This window comes from Chryseolinea sp. T2, from assembly GCF_037203685.1.
Classification (GTDB): domain Bacteria; phylum Bacteroidota; class Bacteroidia; order Cytophagales; family Cyclobacteriaceae; genus Chryseolinea.
This window is the reverse complement of the sequence record NZ_JBBCAU010000003.1, coordinates 434608-460210: the sequence shown is the minus strand read 5'-3', so window position 1 is coordinate 460210 and position 25603 is coordinate 434608. Positions and strand designations below refer to the sequence as shown.

Annotated in this window: 24 protein-coding genes; 13 read left to right on the top strand and 11 right to left on the bottom strand. The window is 47.2% G+C overall.

Annotation, left to right across the window (positions count from 1 at the left end):
* The 3 genes from WBG78_RS11705 to WBG78_RS11695 are packed head-to-tail and all read left to right on the top strand — an operon-like array spanning position 1 to position 4020.
* A complete protein-coding gene (locus WBG78_RS11705) occupies positions 1-1323 on the top strand; it encodes a TolC family protein (RefSeq protein ID WP_337326612.1) in 1323 nt (440 codons plus the stop codon).
* A 20-nt stretch (positions 1324-1343) separates the two neighbouring features.
* A complete protein-coding gene (locus WBG78_RS11700) occupies positions 1344-2420 on the top strand; it encodes an HlyD family secretion protein (RefSeq protein WP_337326611.1) in 1077 nt (358 codons plus the stop codon).
* Positions 2421-2442: 22 nt separating this feature from the next.
* Positions 2443-4020, top strand: a complete 1578-nt coding sequence (locus WBG78_RS11695) for a DHA2 family efflux MFS transporter permease subunit (RefSeq protein ID WP_337326610.1) — start codon at positions 2443-2445, stop codon at positions 4018-4020.
* Between the two features lie 42 nt (positions 4021-4062).
* On the opposite strand, the gene WBG78_RS11690 is transcribed toward WBG78_RS11695, so the two are convergent.
* Positions 4063-4746: a response regulator transcription factor gene (locus WBG78_RS11690; RefSeq protein ID WP_337326609.1), complete on the bottom strand. Its 684-nt coding sequence runs from the start codon at positions 4744-4746 to the stop codon at positions 4063-4065.
* On the bottom strand, positions 4736-6277 hold the full coding sequence (locus tag WBG78_RS11685; RefSeq protein WP_337326608.1) for a sensor histidine kinase: 1542 nt from the start codon (positions 6275-6277) through the stop codon (positions 4736-4738). The genes WBG78_RS11690 and WBG78_RS11685 overlap by 11 nt, the downstream gene beginning before the upstream one ends.
* Before the next feature lie 144 nt (positions 6278-6421).
* On the opposite strand from WBG78_RS11685, the gene WBG78_RS11680 reads away from it, so the two are divergent.
* The 6 genes from WBG78_RS11680 (at position 6422) to WBG78_RS11655 (ending at position 15089) form a co-directional block, all read left to right on the top strand.
* Positions 6422-7159, top strand: coding sequence for a GLPGLI family protein (locus tag WBG78_RS11680; RefSeq protein WP_337326607.1), 738 nt, complete (start codon positions 6422-6424; stop codon positions 7157-7159).
* A gap of 14 nt (positions 7160-7173) precedes the next feature.
* Positions 7174-9957, top strand: a complete 2784-nt coding sequence (locus tag WBG78_RS11675) for an outer membrane beta-barrel protein (RefSeq protein ID WP_337326606.1) — start codon at positions 7174-7176, stop codon at positions 9955-9957.
* Between the two features lie 441 nt (positions 9958-10398).
* Positions 10399-12264 (top strand): sensor histidine kinase, encoded by a 1866-nt coding sequence (locus tag WBG78_RS11670; RefSeq protein WP_337326605.1) that lies wholly within the window; start codon positions 10399-10401, stop codon positions 12262-12264.
* A gap of 15 nt (positions 12265-12279) precedes the next feature.
* A complete protein-coding gene (locus WBG78_RS11665; RefSeq protein WP_337326604.1) occupies positions 12280-12912 on the top strand; it encodes a response regulator transcription factor in 633 nt (210 codons plus the stop codon).
* A gap of 190 nt (positions 12913-13102) precedes the next feature.
* A complete protein-coding gene (locus WBG78_RS11660; RefSeq protein ID WP_337326603.1) occupies positions 13103-13483 on the top strand; it encodes a hypothetical protein in 381 nt (126 codons plus the stop codon).
* A 169-nt stretch (positions 13484-13652) separates the two neighbouring features.
* Complete coding sequence (locus WBG78_RS11655) at positions 13653-15089, top strand: aminotransferase-like domain-containing protein (protein WP_337326602.1); 1437 nt, start codon at positions 13653-13655, stop codon at positions 15087-15089.
* A 53-nt stretch (positions 15090-15142) separates the two neighbouring features.
* On the opposite strand, the gene WBG78_RS11650 is transcribed toward WBG78_RS11655, so the two are convergent.
* Positions 15143-15565, bottom strand: coding sequence for a GNAT family N-acetyltransferase (locus WBG78_RS11650; RefSeq protein ID WP_337326601.1), 423 nt, complete (start codon positions 15563-15565; stop codon positions 15143-15145).
* Positions 15566-15874: 309 nt separating this feature from the next.
* Between WBG78_RS11650 and WBG78_RS11645 the strand changes: the two genes are divergently transcribed.
* Positions 15875-16132, top strand: a complete 258-nt coding sequence (locus tag WBG78_RS11645) for a SemiSWEET transporter (RefSeq protein ID WP_337326600.1) — start codon at positions 15875-15877, stop codon at positions 16130-16132.
* 52 nt (positions 16133-16184) lie between these two features.
* On the opposite strand, the gene WBG78_RS11640 is transcribed toward WBG78_RS11645, so the two are convergent.
* On the bottom strand, positions 16185-16721 hold the full coding sequence (locus tag WBG78_RS11640) for a class I SAM-dependent methyltransferase (RefSeq protein WP_337326599.1): 537 nt from the start codon (positions 16719-16721) through the stop codon (positions 16185-16187).
* Positions 16722-16811: 90 nt separating this feature from the next.
* Between WBG78_RS11640 and WBG78_RS11635 the strand changes: the two genes are divergently transcribed.
* A complete protein-coding gene (locus WBG78_RS11635) occupies positions 16812-17828 on the top strand; it encodes a hypothetical protein (protein WP_337326598.1) in 1017 nt (338 codons plus the stop codon).
* On the opposite strand, the gene WBG78_RS11630 is transcribed toward WBG78_RS11635, so the two are convergent.
* The 7 genes from WBG78_RS11630 to WBG78_RS11600 all read right to left on the bottom strand — a co-directional run bounded on the left by WBG78_RS11630 (position 17825) and on the right by WBG78_RS11600 (position 23404).
* Positions 17825-18691, bottom strand: coding sequence for an MBL fold metallo-hydrolase (locus tag WBG78_RS11630; protein ID WP_337326597.1), 867 nt, complete (start codon positions 18689-18691; stop codon positions 17825-17827). The genes WBG78_RS11635 and WBG78_RS11630 overlap by 4 nt on opposite strands.
* Positions 18691-19722, bottom strand: a complete 1032-nt coding sequence (locus tag WBG78_RS11625) for a cobalamin-independent methionine synthase II family protein (protein WP_337326596.1) — start codon at positions 19720-19722, stop codon at positions 18691-18693. The genes WBG78_RS11630 and WBG78_RS11625 overlap by 1 nt, the downstream gene beginning before the upstream one ends.
* 3 nt (positions 19723-19725) lie before the next feature.
* Positions 19726-20514 (bottom strand): SIS domain-containing protein, encoded by a 789-nt coding sequence (locus WBG78_RS11620; RefSeq protein WP_337327153.1) that lies wholly within the window; start codon positions 20512-20514, stop codon positions 19726-19728.
* 2 nt (positions 20515-20516) lie between these two features.
* The gene (locus WBG78_RS11615) at positions 20517-21413 is read right to left on the bottom strand and encodes an ROK family protein (protein WP_337326595.1); all 897 of its coding nucleotides are present in this window, start codon (positions 21411-21413) and stop codon (positions 20517-20519) included.
* Positions 21410-22204: an SDR family NAD(P)-dependent oxidoreductase gene (locus tag WBG78_RS11610; protein ID WP_337326594.1), complete on the bottom strand. Its 795-nt coding sequence runs from the start codon at positions 22202-22204 to the stop codon at positions 21410-21412. Before WBG78_RS11610 ends, WBG78_RS11615 begins: the two co-directional genes overlap by 4 nt.
* Positions 22205-22311: 107 nt before the next feature.
* Positions 22312-22764 carry a hypothetical protein gene (locus WBG78_RS11605; RefSeq protein ID WP_337326593.1) on the bottom strand — a complete coding sequence of 151 codons (453 nt, stop codon included), beginning with the start codon at positions 22762-22764 and terminating at the stop codon, positions 22312-22314.
* 106 nt (positions 22765-22870) lie between these two features.
* Entirely contained in the window at positions 22871-23404 is a 534-nt protein-coding gene (locus tag WBG78_RS11600) for a DUF2911 domain-containing protein (RefSeq protein ID WP_337326592.1), read from the bottom strand.
* Positions 23405-23565: 161 nt separating this feature from the next.
* On the opposite strand from WBG78_RS11600, the gene WBG78_RS11595 reads away from it, so the two are divergent.
* Together WBG78_RS11595 and WBG78_RS11590 are read left to right on the top strand one after the other, a co-directional pair.
* On the top strand, positions 23566-24207 hold the full coding sequence (locus tag WBG78_RS11595; RefSeq protein WP_337326591.1) for a DedA family protein: 642 nt from the start codon (positions 23566-23568) through the stop codon (positions 24205-24207).
* A 98-nt stretch (positions 24208-24305) separates the two neighbouring features.
* Positions 24306-25553, top strand: coding sequence for an NHL domain-containing protein (locus WBG78_RS11590; protein ID WP_337326590.1), 1248 nt, complete (start codon positions 24306-24308; stop codon positions 25551-25553).
* The last annotated feature ends 50 nt before the right edge of the window (positions 25554-25603 follow it).

Here is a 25603-nt window from a genome sequence, read left to right as displayed (position 1 = left end):
ATGAATAGAATAGGATTATTGTCAATCTGCGTACTGCTGGCCTCGGGCGTCTTCGCTCAGGAAGTACGAACGATCACGCTCAGCGAGGCGATCGAATTGGGCTATGCGAACAGCAAACAGCTGGCCATTTCAAAAGCTAAAGTGCAGGAAGCTCAGGCTAAACTTGATCAGGCGAAGGATCGCCAGCTCCCTGATGTTTCAGTTGGCGGAAACTACATGCACATCAATACGCCCACGATATCGATGGCTAATGCTTCGGATGGCGGTGGAAGTTCGGGAGGAGAATCACCTTTGGCTGCATTCTCTAACCTTCATGACATCGGTCTGGTACAGGTAACTGCATCAATGCCGATCTACAATGGATTGAAGATCCGGAATACACGCGTTATGAATGAGTACCTCAGTGAGGCATCGCATTACGACGAGCAGACAACGAAAAGCGAAGTTTCAATAAATACGATCAAGGCGATTTATCAGTACTATGAACTTCTTGAAAGCCGTAAGGTGATTGAAGAAAACCTTCGCCAGCAACAGCAGCTGGTTGAGGAGTTCAAGAACAAGGAAGCGCAGGGGGTGTTGGCGAGAAATGATCGGTTGAAGACGGAACTTCAGGCCAACCGTGTTGAGCTTGGTTTAACAGAAGTCAACCATACAGTTGAGCTTGCTGCGTATAATCTGAACATTCTCCTCGGGTTGCCTGAAAGCACCGTGCTCCAATTGGATACGGCGGGTCTGTTCATGATTAAACCTACTGACACGTGGGATAGCTACCTAAACGCAGGACTTAGCAATCGCAGTGACATTAAATCAGCGAGTCTGCAGGTTAAGGCGGCTGACACGAACTACAAGATCGCCAAGTCAGCAAGGTATCCAACGGTAGGGATTTCGACAGGATATGTGAATGCATATGTACCAAACGTGTTCAACGTTTACAATGCATTAAATGCCGGCCTTTCTTTAAAGTATAGTATTACAGGTGCCTTCCATGCAACGCATGGAATACGCGAGGCGAGATCCCGTGCAGATCAGGCTGCGTCGGCGCAAGCCCTGCAGGAGGACAATCTTCGCATTAAGATCCGCGGGAAATATCTCCGGTATCTTGAAATGCAGGACAAACTTGTCATCAATGATAAGTCTGTAAGGCAGGCGCAGGAGAACTATCAAATATCAGATAACAAATACAATCAGGGACTAATGCTGCTTTCGGATTATCTCGATGCCAACGTGTCGCTTCTTCGTTCAAGACTTGACTACGCAACGGGACGCGCCGAAACCATGGTCGCATACTACGAATTACAGGAATCAATTGGAGCCCTTCAATAATTAAAGAATCACAAGAGGATATGGAAACGACGACGAAAAAGAAGAATAAGACATTTGGGATTGTGCTTGGGGGCCTGGCGATAGCAGGGATCGCTTTCGGCGTAACTAAATACATCCATGGGCAGCATCATGAAGAAACTGACGATGCGCAGATAGAAGGCGAAATCAGTCCGATCATTCCTAAGGTATCTGGTTATGTAGATCGCCTTCTGGTTGATGACAACACAGTTGTTAAGAAGGGCGACACATTGCTTGTACTGGACGACCGGGATTTGAGATTGCGTGTGATGCAGGCAGAGGCAGCATTGGAAAACTCGATGGCGAGCATTGAAACTGCACGTGCCAATAAGACAACATCGTCAGAGAACGTATTGACGTCACAATCAAACCTGCATGCATCGGAATCTTCTATTGAAATTGCCGAAGTACGTGCACGTCGTGCTGAGCAGGATTATAAGCGCTACGGGGAATTGGTGAAGACTCATTCTGTTACGCAGCAACAGTTCGAACAGGCGGAAGCTGACAGAGATGCAGCCGTGAAGCAGCTTGAAGTGGCAAAGCGTCAGCGTGAGGCTCAATCAAGAGAGATGGCGTCACGTCAGTCACAACGCAATGCTGGTGACAAGGGCATTGCGCTGGCCGAGACTGTTGTGAAGGAGCGCAGGGCTGAGCTTGAATTCGCGAAATTACAGCTGTCATATGCATATGTTATTGCACCGGCATCTGGTGTTGTATCACGAAAAAATGTTCAGCCGGGTCAGTTTGTTGTGGCAGGACAGTCACTTTTTGCTCTGGTAAGCGAAAAGCAAATGTGGGTGATTGCCAACTTCAAGGAAACACAGCTTACGAAAATGAAGTCGGGGCAGAAAGTAGAAATTGAAGTTGATGCTTTTCCAGGCCACAAGTTCAATGGTTCAATCGAGTCTATTTCACCGGCCACCGGAGCAAAGTTTGCACTGCTGCCTCCCGATAATGCATCTGGTAACTTTGTAAAAGTAGTGCAACGTGTGCCAGTAAAAATCACGCTTGAAAATAGCGACCAGGCCAGCCTTTTAAGAGCAGGTATGAACGTGGTGGTTGATGTGCACCTCGACTAATAATTGACCCAAAAAACTAGCAATGCAATTGCAGGAATCATTGGTTGAGCATGGCTGGAGGCGCGTGATCATTACGATCACCGCCGTTATGTGTGCCCTGCTCGAGATCATTGACACCACGATTGTAAACGTGGCGCTCAATGAGATGCGCGGAAATCTTGGGGCGACGCTGAACGACGTAAGCTGGGTAATCACCGCTTATGCGATCGCGAACGTCATCATCGTTCCGCTGACAAGCTGGCTGTCGCAACAGTTCGGCAGAAAGAATTACTTCGCAATGTCGATCGTGATCTTCACGGTCTCGTCATTCCTCTGTGGTAATTCAACTACGATTTGGGAATTGGTCTTCTTCCGTTTCATCCAGGGACTTGGCGGTGGCGCCTTGCTGGTGACCTCGCAGACTATCATCACCGAAGTATATCCCCCTGAGAAGCGGGGTATGGCCCAGGCGTTGTATGGTATGGGTGTAATTGTGGGACCGACTCTCGGACCTCCTCTTGGAGGGTACATCACCGACAATTTTTCATGGCCTTATATTTTCTACATCAATATTCCGATAGGTATAATAGCTGCCCTGCTGACCCTTTCCTACGTGAAGAGCCCCAACTATGGAGGCAAACGTTCATGGTCCGAGGTTGACTGGCTGGGTATATTCTTCCTTATCGTCGCGGTTGGTGCGTTACAGTTCGTATTGGAGAAAGGGCAGGAACATGATTGGTTTGAGAATGGCTGGATTCTTACGTTCGCCGTAATAGGTGTGTTGGGTATCTACCTTTTCATCTGGAGGGAACTTGTTGCGTCTAACCCTGTCGTTGAGCTTCGCGTGTTGAAAGACCGAAATCTGGCCATAGGGACGATCCTGTCTTTTATTCTGGGATTCGGATTGTATGGGTCGACGTTCGTGTTGCCTCTGTTCACGCAAAACGCTCTCCGCTGGACGGCGTTTCAATCGGGCCTAATGTTCGTCCCCGCTTCGATAATGACAGGGCTCATGATGCCCATCGTTGGGCGCGCCGTCCAGGGCGGAGTTCCGCATAAGTATCTTATTGCTTTGGGTTTCTCAATATTCTTTGGCTTTAGTCTGTGGTCATATACCATCATTACACCCTTCACCGGCGATGGTGATTTCTTCTGGCCTCTTATGCTCCGTGGTGTAGCCCTTGGTTTCCTGTTCGTACCTACAACGACACTTGCATTGTCGTCTTTGAAGGGTAAGGAAATTGGGCAGGGTGCTGCCTTTACGGGGATGGTTCGTCAGCTTGGTGGATCATTTGGTATTGCTTTGATCAGCACTTACATCAGTCGCAGAGCGGTGCAGCATCGTTCAGATCTGGTGAACCACGTCTCGGCTTATAGTACCGACGTGCAAACGCGATTGGCCGGAATGAAAGCAAACTTTATTGCACACGGCTTTACGCCTGATGTTGCGGCACAACAGGCAACCAAACTGATGGATGGAATGGTATCTCAGCAGGCACAGCTGCTCACATATATGGACGTGTTCGTGGGGATTGGAATTTTCTTTCTGTGCTGTATTCCGTTTGTTCTCATTCTCAAGCCAGCCAAAAACAAGGTGGACATGAAGGATATTGGACACTGATCATTTGTTGATTTTGAGATTTGTTGATTTTGAGATTTGTTTTTAGGCTACCGTAAACTGGTAGCCTATTCCTTTTATGGTGATTATTGAGACGGATGAATCTTCTTTCAGGTAATCGCGAAGTTTTGTTATGTATACGTCGAGGTTTCTGGAATTGAAGAACGAGTCGTCGCCCCAAAGTTTTAGCAGGATGTCTTTGCGTTGAACTGTTGTATTACGCGAGTCATTCAGAAACTGAAGCAATGTGCTTTCGCGATGTGACAACTTACGGACCGTTTCTCCCAGCCTTAACTCGTACAGCAATGGTAGAAAACGGTACCGGCCGATCTCGATGGTATCAAGCGGTCTGGTGGGGTTTTTCACGGATAGCCTCATCAGATTTTGAATGCGCGCGATCAGTTCTTCGAGGCTAAATGGTTTCCTGAGGTAGTCGTTGCCGCCTGACTGAAACCCCTTAAGTACATCTTCCGTTTGATTTTTCGCGGTGACGAATATGATTGGGATTGAAGGACTATGTTTTCTGATCTCCTGGGCAATTGCAAATCCGTCTTTACCGGGAAGCATTACATCGAGTACGCAGATGTCGGGCTGACAGGTTAAGAACGTCGCCACAGCAGCGGTCCCGTTGTCTACCATCGTGACACTAAAGTCGCGGCTCTCCAGGCTTTCTCTTACGATCTGACCCAGGAAGGGCTCATCTTCTACGTAGAATACTTTAACTGCCATGTTTTCTTGGAAGATAAATGGTGAAGCTGCTGCCCTGGTCTGGTGCGCTTTCCACAGAGATGTTGCCTCCATGGCTCTTTACGACATTAGCAACGTAGTTGAGGCCGAGACCATAGCCACGCGTATTATGTACATCGCCAGTGGGAACGCGAAAGAATTTTTCAAAGATCCGCTTATGATGAGCCGGATCTATGCCAATGCCCTGATCCAGAATTTTGAGAATGAGTTCATCTCCGGATTCCATAAGCTCAATGTCAATCGACGTGTCGGTCGGGCTATATTTAATGGCATTGTCGAGAAGGTTGTAAACGACGTTTGTCAAGTGCATGTCGCTTCCTTCCATTTCGAAATGAGTGCCGGTCAGTTTGATGCTTGCTTTTATACGCTTCTTATCAAGAACAACCGTTAATGATTCTGTTACCTGTCGAACTATATCATCAACTTTGACGACTCCAATGACAAACGAGACTCCGTTCTGCTCGAACACCGACGCCTTCAATATTTTGTCAGTCATGAGCGACAATCGATTCAGTTCGTGTTGTGCGATGTTAAGGTATTCTGATGTTTTAGCTGGATTTTTCAGGGCATTGAAATCCTTTAACGCTTCCAAAGCTACGCTTACGGTGGCAATGGGAGTTTTTAATTCATGAGTAACGTTGCTGATGAAATCATTTTTCATTTCCACCACCCGTTCCTGCGAACGCAGATTACGATACATGATAATAAATGCCGCTGCAGTCAGAGCTGAAAGGAACACGCTGAAAAGAAGCTGCGGTGCAATTCGCCTGATAATATTTGATCGCATGTGTGGAAAGACGGCAGCATATGCGTGAATGGGTCCAATGGGAATCTGCTCAGTAGTAAGAGTGTCTTTAAAGGCGGAAGCTATTCTCCAGAACCGTTGCTCATTGCTTCGTGGAAAACCAATCGATATGGATCGGCGTCTAATGGAGCCGTTGCCTTCCTCCTGGATCACGGGCAGATTTAATGGGTCTGCTGGTTCCTCATTAAACTGACGAACAGGCATAATGTTGTGGTCAATGGTAAATGGTGTTGTATAGTTTGCTTGTGCAATTACACTTTTAAACCTTTCTCGTAGTGCAACAATGGACAAAGTATCGTCTGCGCGGATGCGGATGACATAATTCTTATGTCTGATGCTACTGTCATGTTGATTAGAAACGGAACCAGCGATACTCATGTTATCTTCCCACATAACGTCGCGGCGCACACCCATTTCAGGAGTCTCCGATCTTAATACGGTCACCTTTTTTGTAAGGCCGTATTTCCGAGCAGAGTCCGGATGGGGCAACAGATGCTCAAGGTCACTCAGGAATAATGAATCGCGAATAGAGAAAACGGTGGACCGGAACATCGCGCTGGTTTCCCTCTGAAAACCTCGATACGCCTGCTCATAAGATGACGCCAGCCAGAATGCCTGGAACAATAACAACAACACAATGCTGCTCACCATAAGCACCAACCTGACGACACGGGCTGACGAATGTTTATTGTCTCCTGAAAATGCCATCCACAATTTGAATGAGTTTCGTCTTCAAAGTTAACGGTTATGTCGCACCTGCTTGCTTCTTTAACCTTAATTAACATTCCTTTAGCAGCGATTAACCCACCGGCATATTCGGGTCGCGTACCTTGCCTTAAAAACAAACGAACCATGAAGCGCAATATTTATTGTCTTATCACCCTGATATGCCTCGTAATTTCTGCAATGGCGCAAGCGCAGGTGAATGAAGGTATCATCGATTACGAAGTAAAAGTTAACCTTCATCGTACGTTGCCACCTGAACGGGCAGAAATGAAAAACATGATTCCCGAGTTCAGGACAACAAAGCATGAATTGTTCTTCAATACGCATGAGTCGCTGTACAAGGCCGTGATTGAAGATGAGGAGCCAATGGAGGCAAGCGGGGGCGGCATGCATATCCGCATGCAACAACCTCATGTCGAGATCTATTACGATGCTGCCATTCAGAGGAGGCTCATAGAAGAAGAGTTTATGGGTAAAGACTACCTTATTGAAGATTCGATTACTGTCATTCCCTGGAAGTTTAGTGGAGAGGCACGCAGGATAATGGAATTCGATTGTCAGAAGGCTTCCTACTTTGACGAGAACCGGAAGCAGCAGGTGGTTGCATGGTATACAACCAAACTGCGTCCAGCGCTCGGCCCTGAAGTTTTCAATAGCCTTCCCGGAGCTGTTCTGATGGTTGATATAAATGATGGCGAGCGGGTAGTCCTTGCTAAATCCCTTGAGGCCCGAAATCTCAAAAAGAATGAATTGCGTATTCCGGACAAAGGGATAAAGACGACGAGATCGGCGTTTCAGAAAATGCGTGAAGAACAGGTTCAGCGCATGCGAGCAAACGGAGCGAACATAGTTATCAGGAACTAAACTTATCGTTACTCATGCGAACCGTTTTGTGGTTACTACTGACCGGTCTTTCATTTTCTGTGGCAGCGCAAAAAATGAGTATTCGGGGACATGTTTCCGATTCGCTGGGAACAGCTTTGCCCTCGGCCACAGTCATCTTACTCAATCCTGTTGACTCGACTCTCGTGAATTTCGGAGTCACCGATTCAAGGGGCGACTTTTCGATCAATGGACTGCCACGGTCCAGCTATTTGCTGAAGGTTACGTTCGTAGGTCAGAAGACATACTCTGCCACCGTTGATCCACCTTCTGATGGAAACGAGGTCATCGTAGAACCGATACGACTCACAGAAGCCAAAACTCAACTGGAAGAAGTGGTGGTGGAGGATGTAATTCCTGTTGTTGTGAAAAAGGACACTATTGAATACAACGCAGCTGCATTTAAAACCAACCCCAACGCGGTGGTCGAGGATCTGTTAAAAAAACTGCCTGGTGTAGAAGTCGACAATGATGGAAACATTACAGCGCAGGGAGAGCAGGTGCGACGCGTAACCGTCGATGGGAAGGATTTCTTCGGCGGTACTGATCCGAAGATCGCCACTCGAAATTTACCTGCAGATGCAATACAGAAAGTGCAGGTACATGACAGGAAATCTGATCAGGCACAATTCACCGGAATCGACGATGGGCAAAGGGAGAAATCCATCAACCTCGAGCTGAAGCCGGAGAAGAGACACGGTGCATTTGGGAACCTTCAGGCAGGTTATGGCACAGAAGAGAGATACCAGGCCAAGGCAAGCATCAACAAGTTCTCACAGGGACAACAATTGTCTTTTCTTGGAATGGCCAACAATATCAACGAACAGGGTTTTGGCCTTGACGACTACATGAATTTTACGGGTGGATCTCAACAAATGGCCGCCGGAGGGGGAATGCGTGTACAGGTGAATGCCGGAGATCAGGGAGGAATTCCATTAAACATGGGGAACCGGGCAAATGGAATCATGAACACCTATGCAGCCGGATTGAACTTCAGCAATACTTTCAGCAAGAAGACGGAGCTGACGACAAGTTATTTCTTCAACCACCTCGATCATGACAGGATTCAATCAACATACAGGCAAAACTTCCTGCAGGACGGAGAGTATATTTATCAGGATGTGTCCGAGCAACATAACGCGAACGACAATCATCGTCTGAACCTTGTGCTCGATCATAAGATCGATTCCATGAATTCGATCCGGCTTACCACGACGGCGACCTATAGCCAGACCGATGTGAACACCTCAACGGTGAGTGAAAATGTTGATCCGGAGGGAGCCCAGCTGAACAGTAACCTCAGTAATTCAACAACGGTGGGGCAGGCGCTTTCAGTGAATTCCAATCTCTTGTTCAGGCACAAGTTTGCGAAGGCAGGGCGTACGTTCTCGACGAATCTATTGTTAAATGTTCTGGACGACGATCGGGATGGCACCCTGGAAGCCAACTACGATTACCTCGAAGAGGCCAGCAATCAACGAATACGGCAGCGCAATGAACAGAAGACGTCTGGACTATCCGTTGGAGCCACAGTTTCTTATACTGAGCCGCTTGGAAACAGAAAGTATCTCGAGGGAACATACAGCATCAGGCGAAACAATAACGCGGTCGACAGACCTGTGTATGATGTAGATGAGACAGGTGAACTATACAACGACAGCCTGAGCAATGACTACAGCAGCACATACACTTATCAGCGCGGCGGACTAAACTTCAGGCTTAATCGTCGGAAGTATTCGATTACTTTGAGCGCATTGGCTCAATCGACCGAACTGGTTGGCCATCTGAATCGTCTCGACACGGATATCAGGAGGAATTATCTGAACGCAATACCTGCTGTGCGCTTCAACTACGATTTCTCGGGAACGCGTCACCTGCGATTCGATTATGAAACCACCATACAGGAGCCGACGATTACACAGCTGCAACCTGTGGTAGACAACCGCGATCAATTGAACCCATACGTCGGTAATCCTGCGCTGAAGCCGGCATATCAGCAGAGCTGGCGACTACACTTTAACGCGTTTGATCCCGGGTCGATGATCAGTTTCTTCACATTCGTCGACGTCGATTACACAACAAATGCAATCACAAATGCAGTTTTTAACGAGAATTTCATCCGGACAACAATGCCAGTGAATGTTGCCAGCAATACATCGATCGATACGGATGCAACCTTTGGCTTCCCTGTTAATGCAATCAAAAGCCGCTTCAGTGTTACGGGCAGATGGCGACAGACATATGGGCAAAACGTGATTGATGCGGTGCATTACAATATCAGACAAAGCCGTACAGGCGGAAATGTCAGATACGATTTCAGATACAAGGAAGTGCTGATGATCAATTTGGGTGCACAATTAAGTTATCAGACGACAGCTTATGAATTCGATCAACCGGATCAGCATTATTTCAATACGACGTACAATGCAGACGCTACTTTCTCATTCCTGCGCAATTTCCAACTTGTTACCTCCCTCGAATACCTTATTTATGACAATCAATCGACTAACTACCGACAGGAAATTCCCCTGCTGAATCTCTCGCTATCCAGATTTGTTTTGAAAAACAAGTCAGGTGAGGTGAGGATTTCGGCGAGCAATCTGCTGGATAAAGCTCTTGGAGTTAATCAAACATCAAGTGTGAACTACGTAGAGCGCGTTACATCAAACTCTCTTGGCAGGTATTTTATGGTGAGCTTCATTTATTCACTCAACAAACAACTTAACCCAATGGAAGGTCGCAGAGGCGGACCTCGAATGATGCGGATGATTGGCGGTTAAGGTTATTGGAGCATCGTAAGAGTACTTATCACATAATTTTCAAAGACACTATCAGTATTCCGACCGATCTATACGTTCACAAAGCTGCAAGAACATGCAGTAAGGTGTACTAACATGTCATAAAGTTTGTATTCCTTGATAACTACACTATATTTGTGTGTCTGTTTTAGCATGACTTTGTTGTGCTTGAACAAAAAATCAAATGTTTAACTAAAATCTTTGAACGCTATGGCAAAAACAGCGAAGAAGACTGCGAAGAAAGCAGCTAAGAAAACTGCTAAGAAAGCAGCTAAGAAAAAGAAGTAATTCAACTGAATTACAATAAAAGGCCGTCTCACAGAGATGGCCTTTTTTGTTTAATGCCAGCATGCCTATTCCTAACACTGGTTCGTTGACGGGGGACTGTTTTATTCATAAATTGGAAAAATGTCTCCTCCTGGCATGTCAGAAAAAGGCTTTAAGATCTTTGGAAAGCTGTTCATCTCGCACAGTTCTGTCGGTTTGATCGCCATCATCGCTGTATCCGTCATCTTTTATTCCATTCTCCGGGTCGCGCTCATAAACCGGGCGTTGGACCAACTCTCTTCCATCAACGTCCTTAAGAAGCACCTCATTGAAGACTATCTTTACAGATCGCGATTAAATCTGGAGGCGTTACAGGTCGAGGAAAAGTTTCTTTCCATCTATTACGATGTTACAAACGGCCAGTCGGAGGACCATAGAGACATAAAAGACATCTACAGCCTTTGTAAACTCTACGATTTTGCCAATCTCCACATTTTTGACAGGCAGCATCGGCAGTTATTCAGTACTGATCAGAAAATGTATCCCGATAGTCTGCTTCACAAGCTTGACGATGCCATTCATGCTGAGCCCAATCGCATTCACGTGATTGATGCGTCGATGAATTCCAGCAAAGGGACGATGTTGTTTTACTATGTACCCATAGTGTCTCGGGATTCTCTGCTTGGAACTGTTCTTGTGCAGGAGAATTTTGAAAAAGTACAGCAGATCCTATTGGAGAATACGGACATGGGAACGACAGGCGAGTCGTATATCGCGGGCAGCGACTTTCTGTTGCGCTCAAAGTCGCGCTTCTTTCCCGACAGTACACCCGGTAGCATCATGGTTGAAACGGAGGCGGTAAGAAATTTGATGAAGGGGCAGGAGGGGCGTGGCATAACGAAGGACTATCGTGGCGTATCAGTGCTCAGTGCTTATCGAAGCGTAAGCAACGAGGATCTTAAGTGGTTCATTCTTTCTGAAATGGACGAGGCTGAAGCTATGCGCCCTATAGTAGCATTGCGGAATTACTTTATGCTCGTTACTGTGATCATCATGCTCCTGGTTCTGCTGGTTACTTATCTGATCTCTAATGCGATTGTCAGTCCTATAGTCGAGTTGCAGCAGGCAATACAGACTTTGTCACGTGGAATCATCCCTTCTCCTAAGCCACGTGTATATAGTTCCGATGAGATTGGCGAGATGGGCGCTGCAATCAGGCAACTCATTGAAGGATTTGAGCGGACAACTCTTTTTGCAAGTGAGATTGGAAGAGGAAATTTTGATGCATCCTATGTTGCGTTAAGCCACGATGATTCGTTGGGGCACGCGCTCATCAAAATGAGAGATGAGCTCAAGGCCTTTCATGCACATGAACTTAAATCAGCCCGTTCTCGTGCTGCCGCGTTGCTGGAAGGTCAGGAGACCGAGAGAACACGAATCGTAAAGGAGTTACACGATGGGGTAGGGCAATTGCTCACCGCGATCAGCATGCAGTTAGACCTTGTTGACGGCCCCGGAGAAAAAAAGGCAGACTTGAAAAAGTACATCAATGAAGCGGTTGCCGAAATCAGGCGAATATCATACAACGTTATGCCACAGGCGATCGTCGATTTTGGCCTTGAAGCAGCATTGAATGGTCTGTGTGAGTCAGTACGGAGATATTCGTCGATAGCAATTGATTTTCGTTATATACGGGAGGCAGAACATACGCTTGATTTCGAAGTCAGCATCGCTGTATATCGTATCATGCAGGAGGGGCTGAACAATATCGTCAAGCATGCCAGTGCCAGTCATGTCAATCTGCACGTACTGGATAAAGCCGACGAGCTTTATTGCGTGCTTGAGGACGACGGGCGCGGCTTTAATTTGACTTCCACAAGCAGTGTTGTGGGTAGCGGACTGCGCAATATTCGTGAACGGGCTCAGCTGATGAATGGCTCGGCCGACATACAATCTACACCTGGCCACGGCACTGTTATAGAAATTCATATTCCGATGCCGGAATACGTGACAGACCATTAACTTTGATATGCACTCATGACCCCCATTCGAATTATTCTTGCCGACGACCATTCACTCATCCGAGAGGGGTTTAAAGCCATCCTTGGACAAAGTGATCGGTTTGTCATTGTTGCCGAGCCGCAAAACGGTGTAGAACTTGTTGAGTTTGCTTTGTCTACGAAGCCAGACGTAATCTTGACCGACCTGAGCATGCCACGGATGAATGGATTCGAGGCGATGGATGAGATTCGTAAGGCTGACCGAGACGTCAAGTTTGTGATTCTTACGATGCATGAGGAGCGGGAATACATTTTGCGCGCGATCAAGGCCGGTGCCTCTGGCTACTTGCTGAAGAATACCGAACGTATTGAATTAGAGCACGCCATTATTACCGTTCATGAGGGAGGAAAATACTTCAGTCCGTCCATCAACAATATCCTGGCAGAGGCAGTCCTTCGTCCCGATGGTGGTGAAGTAGGCGAGTTGACCGCCCGCGAGAAGGAAGTGCTGGAACTTGTTGCCAATGGTCACAGTACCAAACAGATCGCAGACATGCTTAAGATAAGCATCCGCACCGTTGAATCTCATCGGATAAACATGCTGAAGAAAATGAAAGTCAACAATTCTGCTGAGCTGATTCGAAAAGCTCTTGAGTTGAAACTGTTGTGATCTTCCTAACAGCAGGGAACGCCCCGTGGTGTGCAGGCACAAGCAGAACGCTTTTAGGGGACTTATCCCTTTGGAAATCAATGAGTTAGTGTTCAAGGTCCGGGTAAATACGGACCCGTTTGTCGGGTAAGTACGGAGTTACCTCCGGCCCCATTCTTCGTTTATTTGTATAGAATCAAACAACGAAGTTATGAGCAAGAAAGCAAGCATTCTGACAGGCAGTATTTTAGCCATTTTATTTCTCGGAGTTGGCGTTGCAAATGCCCAAACTGCAGATCAGACCGTTTGGTCGTCTACGAAAGGTGTTCAAAAAGTTTCCAATAAGCAGCTTTTCGAGGATTCAAGCATCAAGGGCTCGCATATTCATGCCATTGTGCTTAGTCCCAGCTGGAACATATCTAAGGGTGTAGCAAGCATTAATCGTGCTGAGGCTGTTGGGCAGGCTAACATCGCTGGCGGATCATCCGATTGGCAGATCAGCAAGGGCGTGCAGAAGATACAGCGCCAAAAGTCAACTACTCCTGAAAAGAAGTATTTTAATTCCGAGGACCAGATCAGCGGCAAGAACTAATATCAAGGAAGACCTTAATATTTAAAGTGTGTAATAGGGAAGGGCCATCCGTGGGGGTGGCTTTTTTTATTGTCACATAACCCCTTTGATCGAACAGTTGCCATTTTGTTACAACTCCCCAGATCAGTTAGTATATTAGCATTCCGAAATTACGGTTCAACTCCAGATTATGCGCGACGAAATAACCAGAACCGATCACAAATACGTGGAGGTTGCCGAGCGTATTGAAACTCAGATAGAAAATGAAGTACTGAAAGTTGGCGATAAGCTTCTTTCAGTAAGAGCTTTAAGTAAAGAACAGGGGATAAGCCTGAGCACAGCATTTCAGGCATACTACGCGCTTGAAAGCAAAGGTCTGATAGAGGCTCGTCCTCAGTCTGGCTATTACGTGAAGCATTCAAAACGGTTCATGAGGGACCTGCCCAGGCCCTCTGAGCCGCTTGATGAAGCTCTGCCTGTCACAATTGATGACATGATCAACAGTGTCTATGTCAATCTGAACTCCGGCAGTTTGTTGAATTTTTCAATGGCGGCACCTGCCATTGAATTGCTGCCGGTGGCCAAGCTGAACAAAGCTGTAGCCCATGCGTTACGTGAGTCGGAGACCAGTTGTCTGCACTATGAACATATTCAGGGAAGTGTTGCTCTTAGAAAGCAGATCGGGCGTCAGGCGTTCAATTGGGGAGGTACGCCAGGCGAAAATGATATTGTGGTAACAGCAGGCTGCGTGGAGGCGCTTTCATTGTGCATCAAAGCAGTTACCCGTCCAGGCGATGCAGTTGCAATTGAGAGTCCTACCTACTTCGCGATCTTTCAACTCATGCAGAGCTATGGATTGAAAGTAGTTGAGATTCCTACCGATCCGGTCACTGGCATTGATATCGATCATTTGGAGCAGGCGATAACGCGATTTGATATCAAGGCGTGTTTGGTGGTCAATAATTTCAATAATCCATTGGGAAGTTGCATGCCCGACGACCGCAAGGAACGATTGGTGCATATGCTCGCACTGAAGGAAATCCCTCTCATCGAAGATGACATTTATGGGGAGTTGTACTTTGGCAAGACTCGTCCCAAGACCTGCAAGACTTTTGACAAGAAGGGGCTCGTTCTGCACTGCGGTTCTTTTTCCAAGTCATTGGCACCTGGCTATCGCATTGGCTGGACCATTCCCGGTATTTATAAGGATGCTGTGCTTCGTCTTAAGCGCATGCACACTGTGTCAACAAACAGTCTTGCACAGGCGGCCGTAGCTAATTTTCTGGAGAACGGCCGATATGAACTTCACCTTCGCCATTTGCGTAAGGCACTTCATACTCAGTCGCTGCGTTACTTTCAGGCGGTATGTGAACATTTTCCCGAAGACACATTGATCACTCGTCCTCAGGGTGGTTTCACGCTATGGATTGAATTGAACAAGAAGATCAACGCATTCAAGCTTCATAAGCGTGCACTGAAGCATAACATTGGCATTGCACCGGGACAAATATTTTCTTCTCAGGGAACATACGAAAATTGTTTCCGGATTAGTTACGGTGCGCCGTGGTCGCCGGCAATAGAGGGTGGAATCAAAACATTGGCTAAGATAATTCACGATTGGAGGTGATCGGGAAGGCAATGTCGATTATCCGGGACTATCGCTTTGTTCGATTCGGGCGTTCAGCGAAGGCTCTTGATAAAGTGGCGGGAGTGCTCTGCGTAGCCGTGCTTCCTGTAAAAATCAGGAGTGAGAGCACGTCGCATATTGGTGGTGACTTCGATCTCACGACAGCCATTGTCGGTTAGATACTTTTCTGCAGCAGCAAGCAGCGCCCCTCCAATTCCCATATCACGGACCTTTTCGTGCACGCATAATGCCGTAATCCTGGCAGTCATGCCTTCAGAGTGAAACTTATCAAAGCAATGCAGGGAGATGAATCCAACAACTTCGCGATCCACCTCGCAGACGAGTAACCTGAAGTCTTCCTTTGTAAACAGTTTTATCTTTTGCAGAACGATTTCCTCAGATAACGGATGCCCTAGTTGCTCAAGCAAAATCACCAGTGACCTTGCATCGTCCGCTCTTCCTTGTCTGATTGTCATTTGTTAAGATGATTTGGAATGAATGTTTCAACTTCAACGCGAGTTAAGGTTAATCAGCTTAATATGCGATCGCTGGCGAATCCGATTGCACCAGAAATAGAATTGTAATGAGTCTCGCCAATTAGTTCTATACACATTTTTTCGAAGGATACCAGTTCTCAAATGCGAGGTGCGTCAACTTTTTTATGCAATCGTTATAAGCTGAAAAAAGCAAGATAAAATTACATTTTCAAACCTATTGCGGTGGCGAGCGTTATGTTTGTATCGAAGTTGTCATGAGCAATTTATTCATGGCGCCGATAAAACACTATGGACTCGATTCAATTGATTGGACTTGCTGCTGGTATGTTAACCACTATTGCTTTTTTGCCGCAGGTTGTCAAGACCTGGAAAAGCCGTTCTGCCAAGGATCTTTCACTGGGTATGTTTTCTCTCTTTTGCGTTGGCGTAGCACTGTGGCTCGCCTACGGAATTTTGGTGTGGGACATCCCGGTAATTGCTGCAAACATGCTTACGCTCATGCTCGCCTCTACATTGCTCTTCTTTAAGTTGAGATTTAAAGACTAATCTCGTATCAATTTACAGAGTATTGCCACCGGCCGTGAGCGCAGAAAGGACGTTAACGGCCTGGATTTCTTGTTGGATGCAGTGCTACACTGTAAAGTTTTCCACTGTTAAATCTTGAAGGTACGGTTCCGAGCAACCTGATATCGTAGCCAACCTTTGCTGCCATCTTTTTCATGGCATCGAGTGATATTGGATATGGTACCCAGGGATTGGATCTCGTAGTATCGTATTCAATGATTATCAATATGCCATTTTCAGTGAGGCGACCACCAAGTCGTTTGAAGAAGTCCTCCTGTCTCACGATGTAGTGCATGACGTTGGCAAGGAGCACTCCGTCCAGTTGGGGCAAGGAAAGCTCTTCTTCAACGTCACCATGGATTCTGACAAGATTCTTGTCTTTGTATTTCCAGGATATTCCATCAAGTGCGTTCTGGTCTTTGTCTACGGCAAAAACGCTGCTTCCGACAGGCAGAATCTCGCCTAATGCCAGCGAGAATAGTCCAGAGCCTGCACCGAGATCGGCCCAGTTTTGAGGACCTTTCGTTCTGATTGCTCCCTGTATCAATCTGGTTGCCGTTGATAATTCCATTGTCGTTAGCTGATGTGTCAAAGATAAACAGGGAGGCCGAACCTTGGAATTGCGCCCCGGTTTCGTTTAATTCATAAGAGCTCCCCTCTCATGAAAGGCAATATCGTTGTGACCCTTATGCTGGCAATTACACGCAGCTTTGTTCTTGCTCAGCAGCCTGCACTTTTGTTTCAGGACAAATCACCTCTTGAAATATCATTCACCGCGCCGCTGAGCAAGCTGAAGCATGAGGACGAGGATTCGATATATTTTGCTACTACACTGGCTTTCAGAAAATCTGATGGCTCTGTCGACAGTATTAAGATTGGATTACGTGCACGCGGAAATTTCAGGCGTAAGAACTGCTCCCTGCCGCCTCTAAGGATCAAGATTCACAAAGAGGACAGGAGAGATGTATTCACTGGCGTGAAGAGTCTTAAGCTGGTAGTTCCATGTCAAAATAACAAAGGAGCGGGTAATTTACTGATGAGGGAGTATCTCTGTTATCAACTATATGAGCCGGTAACTCCATATGTATTTAAAACGAGATTGGTCAATGTAACGCTTATTGAAACATCAGGTAGACGCGAAGTGATGAAGTTCGTCGGGTTCCTCATTGAGGATGATGATGACGCCGCACGACGTCTTCAATCTAAAGTCGTCAACACAAGCAAGGTGAATCCTTTTATGCTGCAGGATACCTGTGCAGTGCGATTTGATCTGTTTCAGTTCATGATCGGTAATACGGATTTCTCTACTGCTTATTTTCACAATACCAAGGTACTTCGAACAAAGTCCAATGTATTGCTTCCGGTTGCCTATGACTTTGATATGTCGGGAATTGTTTCAGCGCCCTATGCTACAGTAGATCCGGCCCTTGGAATTCAAAGTGTACGGGAGCGCGTGTATCGGGGATTTTGTCGGGGTGAAGGAGTATCAGAAAATGTACGTCGCGAATATCTCGCGCTGGAGCCAAGGATAATGGGCATTGTCGATGAGCATCACGCTCTGTTTAGCGAGAAGGAAATATCCGGGATGAAAAGATATCTCAAAGACTTTTTCAATCTGATCAGGAGTGATAATTTATACAATCAGTATATCGTGCGTGGTTGCCGGACCACAAACTAGAGCGCTTTCTTAAAGGTGATATTTTCACCCAGCTGCAATACCTTATGGGGTTGTCCCTCGCGCTTAGCTGCAGTTGCGAATAGTTCCGGATCAGCAGTGTTGAAAGCGAACATGTTATAATGATGTGGAATCACAAGGGCTGCACCAATTTCTTTTGCCAGCCAAACTGCTTCTTCGGCATTCATGTTACCCGCCACGCGTCTGGACGGTACGTTGCCATTGATCGGAAGCAAAGCGAGATCAATTTTAAAAGGCTTGAGCAATGAGTCCAGTCCTTCATACAAGAGGGTGTCACCGCTGTGATAAACATTGAAGGAACCGAAGCGGACAACAAATCCCATGAACTTGCAGCGGCCTTCGGGGTCACGTTCAATTTCATTGTGCGCAGAGGGAATGCCAAAGAAAGTAAAAGGGTGAACTACGACGCTTTCTTTGTCGTTTAATCCAATGGGATAGCCACGATCACACCTGATGCGATCGCACACAAATTCCCGATTTGCTTCTGGTATGATAAATCGAATCTGCGGGTTGACTTTCATCAACGGATTGAGCGTATCGGCGTCGAGATGATCTGTATGGTTATGGCTTGAGGTTACTATGTCAATGTTGTTAAGAAGTGAAGGGTCGATTACCCGCTCACTCAGTCGCACGTGGGGTTTGTCTGTATTCGCGTATTTCACCGTAAGTGAATCGGACAAGTAAGGATCCAGCAATAAGCAATAGCCATTCCATTGTATCAGAAATCCACTCTGACCTAGCCACCATATATCGAAGCTGTCTTCCTGAGGATTGCTTTTTGATGCATCGATTTGTTTCTTGAGAGATGCGCCTGAAGAAAGTGGTCGTATTAATTCCTCTCTCATCAACGTAACAGTTCACGAACCTTTCTTGCGCCCTTTACCATGTTCACGAGTTTCTGACGCGACGCCCAGCGGGCGGTCTGGCTCAAACCACAATCTGGCGCGACAGCAAGCTTTTCAGCAGGTACATATTCCAGGCAGCGGTTAATTCTTTCCACCACATCGTCAACAGTTTCTATGTAATAGTTCTTAACATCGATGATGCCGACTGCGACATCCATGCGCTGGGCGAACTCACGCAGAAGTTCGATCTCGGCAAACTCCCGATTGGCCATCTCAACGTGCACTTCGTCGACCTTAAGATCCAGGAAGTCCGGAAGCATGGGAGCAATGCTCCGATAGCCAACAGGACGTCCTTTATAATTCCCAAAGCACAGATGTGTTGAAAGCCGGCACTTTCCAGCCACGGAGGAAACCGTGCGGTTGAAGATGTCTACAAATCGTCGGGTGTCTTCCTTGTAAGCGTAGCAGCTCATGGATGGTTCGTCGACAGTAATTTCCTGGCATCCGGCCGCGACAAGGTCTTCAAGTTCCTTTCTGATGAAGGGCAATAGCGCCTCTGTGATTGCGTAACGGTCGGGATACTGGCTGTTAGGAAGCAGGCGGCCGCTAAGTGTATACGGACCCGGTACGCTGCATTTCAGAACCGGACCGGTTGGAGCCAGCCGTTGCAGTCGTTTGAATTCCTTTACTGCACCAAGTCCCCCCGGAGCGATTAGCGTTTCAGTGATTGTGTTCTTCCCGCGTTGATCATGGGCCGCAGGACCAAAACGGCGAAGATCGTCAGTGTTTTCGCGAATCCCTTTAATGTATCCGTAGAAGGATAAATTAAAATCGAGCCGCGTTTGCTCGCCATCGGTAATCACATCAAGTCCGGAGGCGACCTGATCGTGAATTGCAGCGATGACCGCGTCTTCAATCATTTCTTCTTTGTCCGCATTGCCAAATTCTTGAAGATTGCGAACAGCGAATTCCAGCCATCCAGGGAATGGATAACTGCCGATCACAGTGGTGCGTATAGGGATAGGTTGCATAGTCTATGATTTATTGTCTCCGACATGTTGATAGAGTTTTGCCAGACGATGCGCGTGCTCATCGTAGGCGGCTTCAAAAAGTTCTTTTGCCCGTGAATCGCCTACAATGGCGCCGGCAGTCAGCACGGGTGGAGGGCTACCTGCGCTCACCAGCCGCTGGGCCACCTCCGCTTTAATTGAGTTTACGATCAACGCACCTCCAACGGTTGAGCCAGGCGCAACGGGTGTATCCAGTTGGTTCAGACGCACCATAGCGTCGCCAACCGGCGCACCGGTATCCAGGACAAGATCAGCAAAGTCTTCCAGTTTCTTTCCCCGCTTGTCCTTGCTCCTGCTGGCAGCAGCGTGTGCTTTTGTGATGAGCGCTACTACCTTTACGTTGTGCTTCTGAAACTCTTCAGCCATTTCGATCGGAACAATGTTGCATCCACTTGAGGAGATCACAAGGGCCGTATCATTCGGTGAAAGGTCGAAGTTTCTCAGAATGCGTTCCGCAAGTCCTGAAACATTTTCCAGAAACATCGCCTGACGTTGACCATTTGCCCCGACAACCAGGTTATGAAATGTTAATGACAATTCAACGATGGGATTGAATCCGGGAAAGGAGCCGTATCGTGGCCACATTTCTTCGACCATGATACGACTATGGCCCGAACCGAACACGTGAACCATTCGGCCGGAAAGGATACTCTCAGCAAACCAGTTTGCCGCTTGTTCAATGAGATGTTGTTGTGCGCTTACCGTTTCGATTATTTGCCGGGAGTGTTCAAGATATTGCTGTGCAGGGGTCATGTTCATTGGTTTTTCGTTAAGGCAAATCCAGCGGCGCCGATAGCACCGGCAAGATCCGAGAAATGCGCGAGACGTATCTCAGCTTTTCTCGTCGTAGGACGCCATTCGTACAAGTCAAGAAAAGATTCGAGAGGTTTTAAGAGTGCATCACGGGCTTGCGTGATGCCGCCACTAAGAATGACGACCTCCGGTGACAGCGCGTTAATTGTCGACGCTACGGCAGTGGATAACTTTTGAACTGCTGAGAGCCACCACCAGGTAGCTAATACGTTGCCTCCCAGGTAATCATCAACAAGGTCGTTGGTATCTGTGTACCTGCCATAGGTCCGCGTTTGTAAAGACACGTTACCGATAGCATCTTCAATGCTTCCAACCATGTTCGTCACATCGCGTGATCCTGCGCCTGAGTCAACGGTAATATGACCAAGATGGCCCGCCATTTGGAACGCGCCCTGGTAAAGCTTTCCGTCAATAAGCACAGCGCCACCCACACCTGTACCGAGAGAAAAGAGCACTGCGTGTTTCACTCCTTTCGCTGCACCGAATGCGGCTTCCGCCATTAATGCGGCATGACCATCATTGAGAACATGAATCTGTCGAGAGGCGTGCTTTGACCAGTCGAAATTCTCCAGACCAGGCAGGCGTCCAGGCATAAATGATATGCAACTGTTACTGTCGTTTGCAAGGCCGGGAGCGGCCAATCCAATGTTCGCGATATTAATCTCTGCTTTCGATTCCAGCGATGAAATCATTTCAGTTACCGCCCTCTTCCAATGCTTTTCGTCGTGCTCGATGGTCTGCACTTTGCGTTCATGCAGCAGGGCACCAGCCTGGTTTACCAACACACCTTTTATGTTGGTACAGCCCAAATCAATACCGATGGCTAAAGTTTCTTTCACGATGTGTATTGTCCCTCGCTGATCGACCAGCCTCCATCGACAGATAATATTTGACCTGTCGTGAACGCTGAATAGTCTGACATAAAATAAACTGCCGCACCGGTGAGGTCATCTGCAAGCCCGACACGTCCATGATCTAAAGGCTGTTTTGTTTTGATGAATGCCATGATGCCTGCGTCGCTTGCTGCTCTTGCGGACATTGGAGTTTCAACAAGGCCTGGTGCCAATGTATTGATGCGAATTCCATAGGAAGCATAATACGCAGCAATGGATCTTGTAAAGCCTTCAACGGCTGCCTTGCTCGCCGCGTATGCGTGGGTAACAAAGTGACGTGGTGATGGCGAATAGCCCAGTACGCTTCCGACGTTAAGAATGGTTCCTTTCACTCCCAGTTCAATAAACTTTCGTATCGCTGCCTGGTTTGAGAGCATGAGTGAAGTAAGGTTCAGATTAATGGTCTGGTTCCATCCATCGAGAGTAAGTTCGTGGAGTGGTCCATCTCCAAACTTTCTGCCGCTTCCACCAGCAACGTGATACAGCCCATCAAAAGAGCCGAATACACTTACGCACATATCGATGGCCTCAACGGCAGTTTGTTGAAGTGTTGCGTTTCCTTTCATAACGCGAGCCTCTGCCGGTAAAACATTTCTTGCATTGCTCACACTTTCATCATCAAGGCCTACGGCAATCACTTGGGCTCCTTCTCTTATAAAAGCGCGCGCGGCTGCAAGGCCTATTCCGGATGTTCCACCAATAATAACAAGTGACTTAGCTTCCAGCCAATACGACATAGGGCTTGTGAGTTTTACAAGTGTAGCGAATCGAAATGGAATAGAGAAGGGTGTTTGTCGAACTTACACCTTCGGTTTATGGCAGCTTTCGACAAACGCTGCTGAAATTAATTTGCGTTCCTGGCGATCGCGAGTTGTTGCTCGCGGATCCATACGTAAGCATCATGTTGATTGGAAAATACACCAAGGTGAACATCAAATTCCTCAAACTTTTGCTCAGCATCCTGTTTGAAATTTTCCATCGGATAATCCGCATAAATACTGTTACCCAATATGACGGCATGGATCTTAACCTCACGTTGCGCGAACAGCAGGTCTTCCCAAACCTCAACCAGCCAGATCTCCGTTTCTTCGTCAAGTTCACCAAGCAGCGTCGTATCGGCCAGCCAGGCAAGCATTGAGTAGGAGTGCTTTAACTTTTTGTATTCTTCGAGGACTCGCATCAGGTAGGTTCGAAAGGGCGGTCCCTCCATGGCGTGCTTCCATCTATGACGAAGCACGGGCAATGAGTCATCAAGCTCACAAATGACAGAATTATCTTCAAAGATGTTGATGATCATGCCTAAAATTAGCCGTTTCTGGGCTTTTGGGAGGGGCGTTCCCAAAATATTTATCAGCGAGTTGATGGATATTGCTATATCCTGTGAACCAAGCTGTTATGAAACTTCAGGATATTTCAACGGCCACAGAGACACGGTCCCATTTCAATTCCATCAATACACCGGCGCCGGTCGGCTTCAGATCGATGACAAACTGTTCCTGAACATCTGAAGTCACGTTGGCCGGTATCTCTACTTTTAGCACGTCAAGAGCAGGATCTGGTGCTTCTGAACCACTTTTCCCAAGGGCGCTGTTCAATACTATTTGCCATGAGCCGGCCCCGGGAACTGCATACATACGATACGTTCCCGCATTTACTGGTTGCCCGCCGAATGTTACGTCTTTATTGAATGTGATTTCCGTCGCTGCATTGGCGCCTAGCCGCCAGTATTGACCATAGGTTTGCAACGCACCAGTAGATGCCTCACCAAAAATAACTCGTCCTTTCTTGTAAGGTCTGCTATATGTAATTGAGATGTCTAAACCGTTATGTGAAATTGAGGATTTACCTGAGGGGCTGGCCGGGCGGGTAAACCACCATCCAAGTGCAGCAACAATTGCTATAATTGCCAGCGTTAAGGCGAGTGTTTTCTTCTTCATGGTCCGTCGATCTTATGAGGAGCGTCAATTTAGAAATAATCCGACCAATTGCTGCAGGCCGGTAAACTGACCACCAAACTCAAATGTTCATCGATGGATCATTGAAGGCATTCACGCGATGTTGACTAAACTTGTTATTTTGCGCCCTCAAAATTCACTCAATGGAGCTCATCAAATCGATTATCGACTTCATTCTTCATATTGATCATCACCTTGTAGAGATTGTGAATGATTATCAGACCTGGACTTATCTCATTCTCTTCCTCATAATATTCGCGGAAACCGGTCTTGTAGTCACACCATTTCTTCCTGGTGATTCGCTGTTGTTTGCCGCGGGTGCGATCATCGCCAAGCCGGAAACGCAACTTAGTGTAATGGTCATGTGGGGTCTGCTGATGATTGCAGCCGTATTGGGTGACCTGGTAAATTACCACGCAGGAAAATACATTGGTGTTCACGCGTTCAGTGGTCGTTATAGATTTTTGAAGATAGAATACCTCACAAAAACTCAAGCTTTTTATAACAGGCACGGTGGCAAGACCATCATCTATGCGCGATTCATTCCCATTATCCGGACGTTTGCTCCCTTTGTAGCAGGCATAGGCACCATGTCTTACGGCCGGTTCGCTACTTTCAATATTGTTGGCGGCATATTGTGGGTGACACTTTTTCTGTTTGCTGGATATTTCTTCGGAGGGCTTCCAATGATCAGGTCAAATTTCACTCTAGTAATTTTCGCGATCATCTTTGTTTCAATTCTTCCGCCAATCATCGAGGTAATTCGCGACCGGCGCAAGAGATAGCCATTTGGTTACGCCGCGCCGTAACCAAATTTCCAGATGGCACTGTATCTTTTTTACGCAGTGGCGTTTTGGTTATGTAAAGCTTTAAAGACATAACCATGAATGATACCGGCAATTACATCAGGCTTGTAAAAGCTAACCCTGCGGCAATAAAACGAGAGTCGTCGAGGGCAAGGATCAACAGGCATAACCGCCTTATTTTTGTGGCAGCGATTTTATTGACAACTGTGTTGGTTGCCCTGATGTCGGCATGCGAAGGCGACAATGAAGCAGACGAGTCTGCTGGAGAAGGCGAAATAGAGACCATTGTCGGGGCAGGTGGTGTCTTCGATTATAGCGGAGACGGAGGAGTGGCGACCGATGCCCGACTGGGGTACATTACGGGAGTGGCTTTAAATGGTCAGGGTGATCTCTTTGTTGTTGACGGAGCGGCCAACGTGTTAAGAAAGGTTAATGTCAGCGATAAGAAGATTTCAACAGTTGCCGGGACTTTTCTCGGATTTAACTCGGCGGATCCAACTCCTCATGCCGGAGATGGCAGCGCTGCCAGTCAGGCACATCTCAATGTTCCTTTCGGTATTGCAATCAGTAATAACAACGATATTTATATTGCCGATGCAGGGAATCAGGTTGTGCGTCGCATTGATGCTACGACGGGGAAAATCGAGGTTTTCGCCGGAAACTACAATCAGCCGCTGGGCTACACCGGAGATGGTGCAGTGGCGACCTCTGCTTCCTTGCATACTCCATATGATGTCGCCATAGATAAGTCAGGAAATGTTTTCATAGCCGACAAAGACAATCACGCGATACGGAGAGTGACTGCAGGTTCAGGCGTTATCAACACTGTGGCGGGTGGCGGCCCACTTAAGAAGGGTTACGCTGGTGATAATGGTCCTGCTACACAAGCAATGCTAAATACTCCGCAGGGAATAGCGGTAGCCGCGAATGGTGATCTTTATATCGCTGACGCCGGTAACAATGTGATTCGTCGCGTGGAATCCGGCAGCGGAAAGATCAATACATTCGCAGGAACAGGAACAGCGGGATATAGCGGCGACAACGCGTTGGCTACTGCGGCCCAGCTCAGCTCACCTACACGCATTTGCATAGATGCTTCAGGGAACATTCTCATTGCTGATCATGGTAATCACGTTATTCGTAAAGTTGATCCGTCGGGAATCATCACAACAATAGCGGGTACAGGCATACCGGGATTTTCAGGCGATGGCGGTCTCGCCCTTGGAGCTCAACTTTCTTCACCTTTTGGGGTTGCCGTAGACAGCCACGGCAATTTGGTTGTCACTGACAACGGCAACAGCGTGGTACGGATGATCATTCGCTGATTAGTATTTCAGGTCATGGAATCTCGGTATTAGTGCGAGCTGCTTTGTGA

Coding starts and splice junctions, on each gene's coding strand:
- WBG78_RS11620 (WP_337327153.1), bottom strand. CDS start 20,514: ATGACCCCTGCACAGCAATATCTTGAACACTCCCGGCAAATAATCGAA.
- WBG78_RS11700 (WP_337326611.1), top strand. CDS start 1,344: ATGGAAACGACGACGAAAAAGAAGAATAAGACATTTGGGATTGTGCTT.
- WBG78_RS11635 (WP_337326598.1), top strand. CDS start 16,812: ATGAAAGGCAATATCGTTGTGACCCTTATGCTGGCAATTACACGCAGC.
- WBG78_RS11665 (WP_337326604.1), top strand. CDS start 12,280: ATGACCCCCATTCGAATTATTCTTGCCGACGACCATTCACTCATCCGA.
- WBG78_RS11645 (WP_337326600.1), top strand. CDS start 15,875: ATGGACTCGATTCAATTGATTGGACTTGCTGCTGGTATGTTAACCACT.
- WBG78_RS11625 (WP_337326596.1), bottom strand. CDS start 19,722: ATGCAACCTATCCCTATACGCACCACTGTGATCGGCAGTTATCCATTC.
- WBG78_RS11680 (WP_337326607.1), top strand. CDS start 6,422: ATGAAGCGCAATATTTATTGTCTTATCACCCTGATATGCCTCGTAATT.
- WBG78_RS11660 (WP_337326603.1), top strand. CDS start 13,103: ATGAGCAAGAAAGCAAGCATTCTGACAGGCAGTATTTTAGCCATTTTA.
- WBG78_RS11630 (WP_337326597.1), bottom strand. CDS start 18,691: ATGAGAGAGGAATTAATACGACCACTTTCTTCAGGCGCATCTCTCAAG.
- WBG78_RS11690 (WP_337326609.1), bottom strand. CDS start 4,746: ATGGCAGTTAAAGTATTCTACGTAGAAGATGAGCCCTTCCTGGGTCAG.
- WBG78_RS11705 (WP_337326612.1), top strand. CDS start 1: ATGAATAGAATAGGATTATTGTCAATCTGCGTACTGCTGGCCTCGGGC.
- WBG78_RS11650 (WP_337326601.1), bottom strand. CDS start 15,565: ATGACAATCAGACAAGGAAGAGCGGACGATGCAAGGTCACTGGTGATT.
- WBG78_RS11595 (WP_337326591.1), top strand. CDS start 23,566: ATGGAGCTCATCAAATCGATTATCGACTTCATTCTTCATATTGATCAT.
- WBG78_RS11685 (WP_337326608.1), bottom strand. CDS start 6,277: ATGGCATTTTCAGGAGACAATAAACATTCGTCAGCCCGTGTCGTCAGG.
- WBG78_RS11640 (WP_337326599.1), bottom strand. CDS start 16,721: ATGGAATTATCAACGGCAACCAGATTGATACAGGGAGCAATCAGAACG.
- WBG78_RS11695 (WP_337326610.1), top strand. CDS start 2,443: ATGCAATTGCAGGAATCATTGGTTGAGCATGGCTGGAGGCGCGTGATC.
- WBG78_RS11675 (WP_337326606.1), top strand. CDS start 7,174: ATGCGAACCGTTTTGTGGTTACTACTGACCGGTCTTTCATTTTCTGTG.
- WBG78_RS11600 (WP_337326592.1), bottom strand. CDS start 23,404: ATGAAGAAGAAAACACTCGCCTTAACGCTGGCAATTATAGCAATTGTT.
- WBG78_RS11590 (WP_337326590.1), top strand. CDS start 24,306: ATGAATGATACCGGCAATTACATCAGGCTTGTAAAAGCTAACCCTGCG.
- WBG78_RS11610 (WP_337326594.1), bottom strand. CDS start 22,204: ATGTCGTATTGGCTGGAAGCTAAGTCACTTGTTATTATTGGTGGAACA.
- WBG78_RS11670 (WP_337326605.1), top strand. CDS start 10,399: ATGTCAGAAAAAGGCTTTAAGATCTTTGGAAAGCTGTTCATCTCGCAC.
- WBG78_RS11655 (WP_337326602.1), top strand. CDS start 13,653: ATGCGCGACGAAATAACCAGAACCGATCACAAATACGTGGAGGTTGCC.
- WBG78_RS11605 (WP_337326593.1), bottom strand. CDS start 22,764: ATGATCATCAACATCTTTGAAGATAATTCTGTCATTTGTGAGCTTGAT.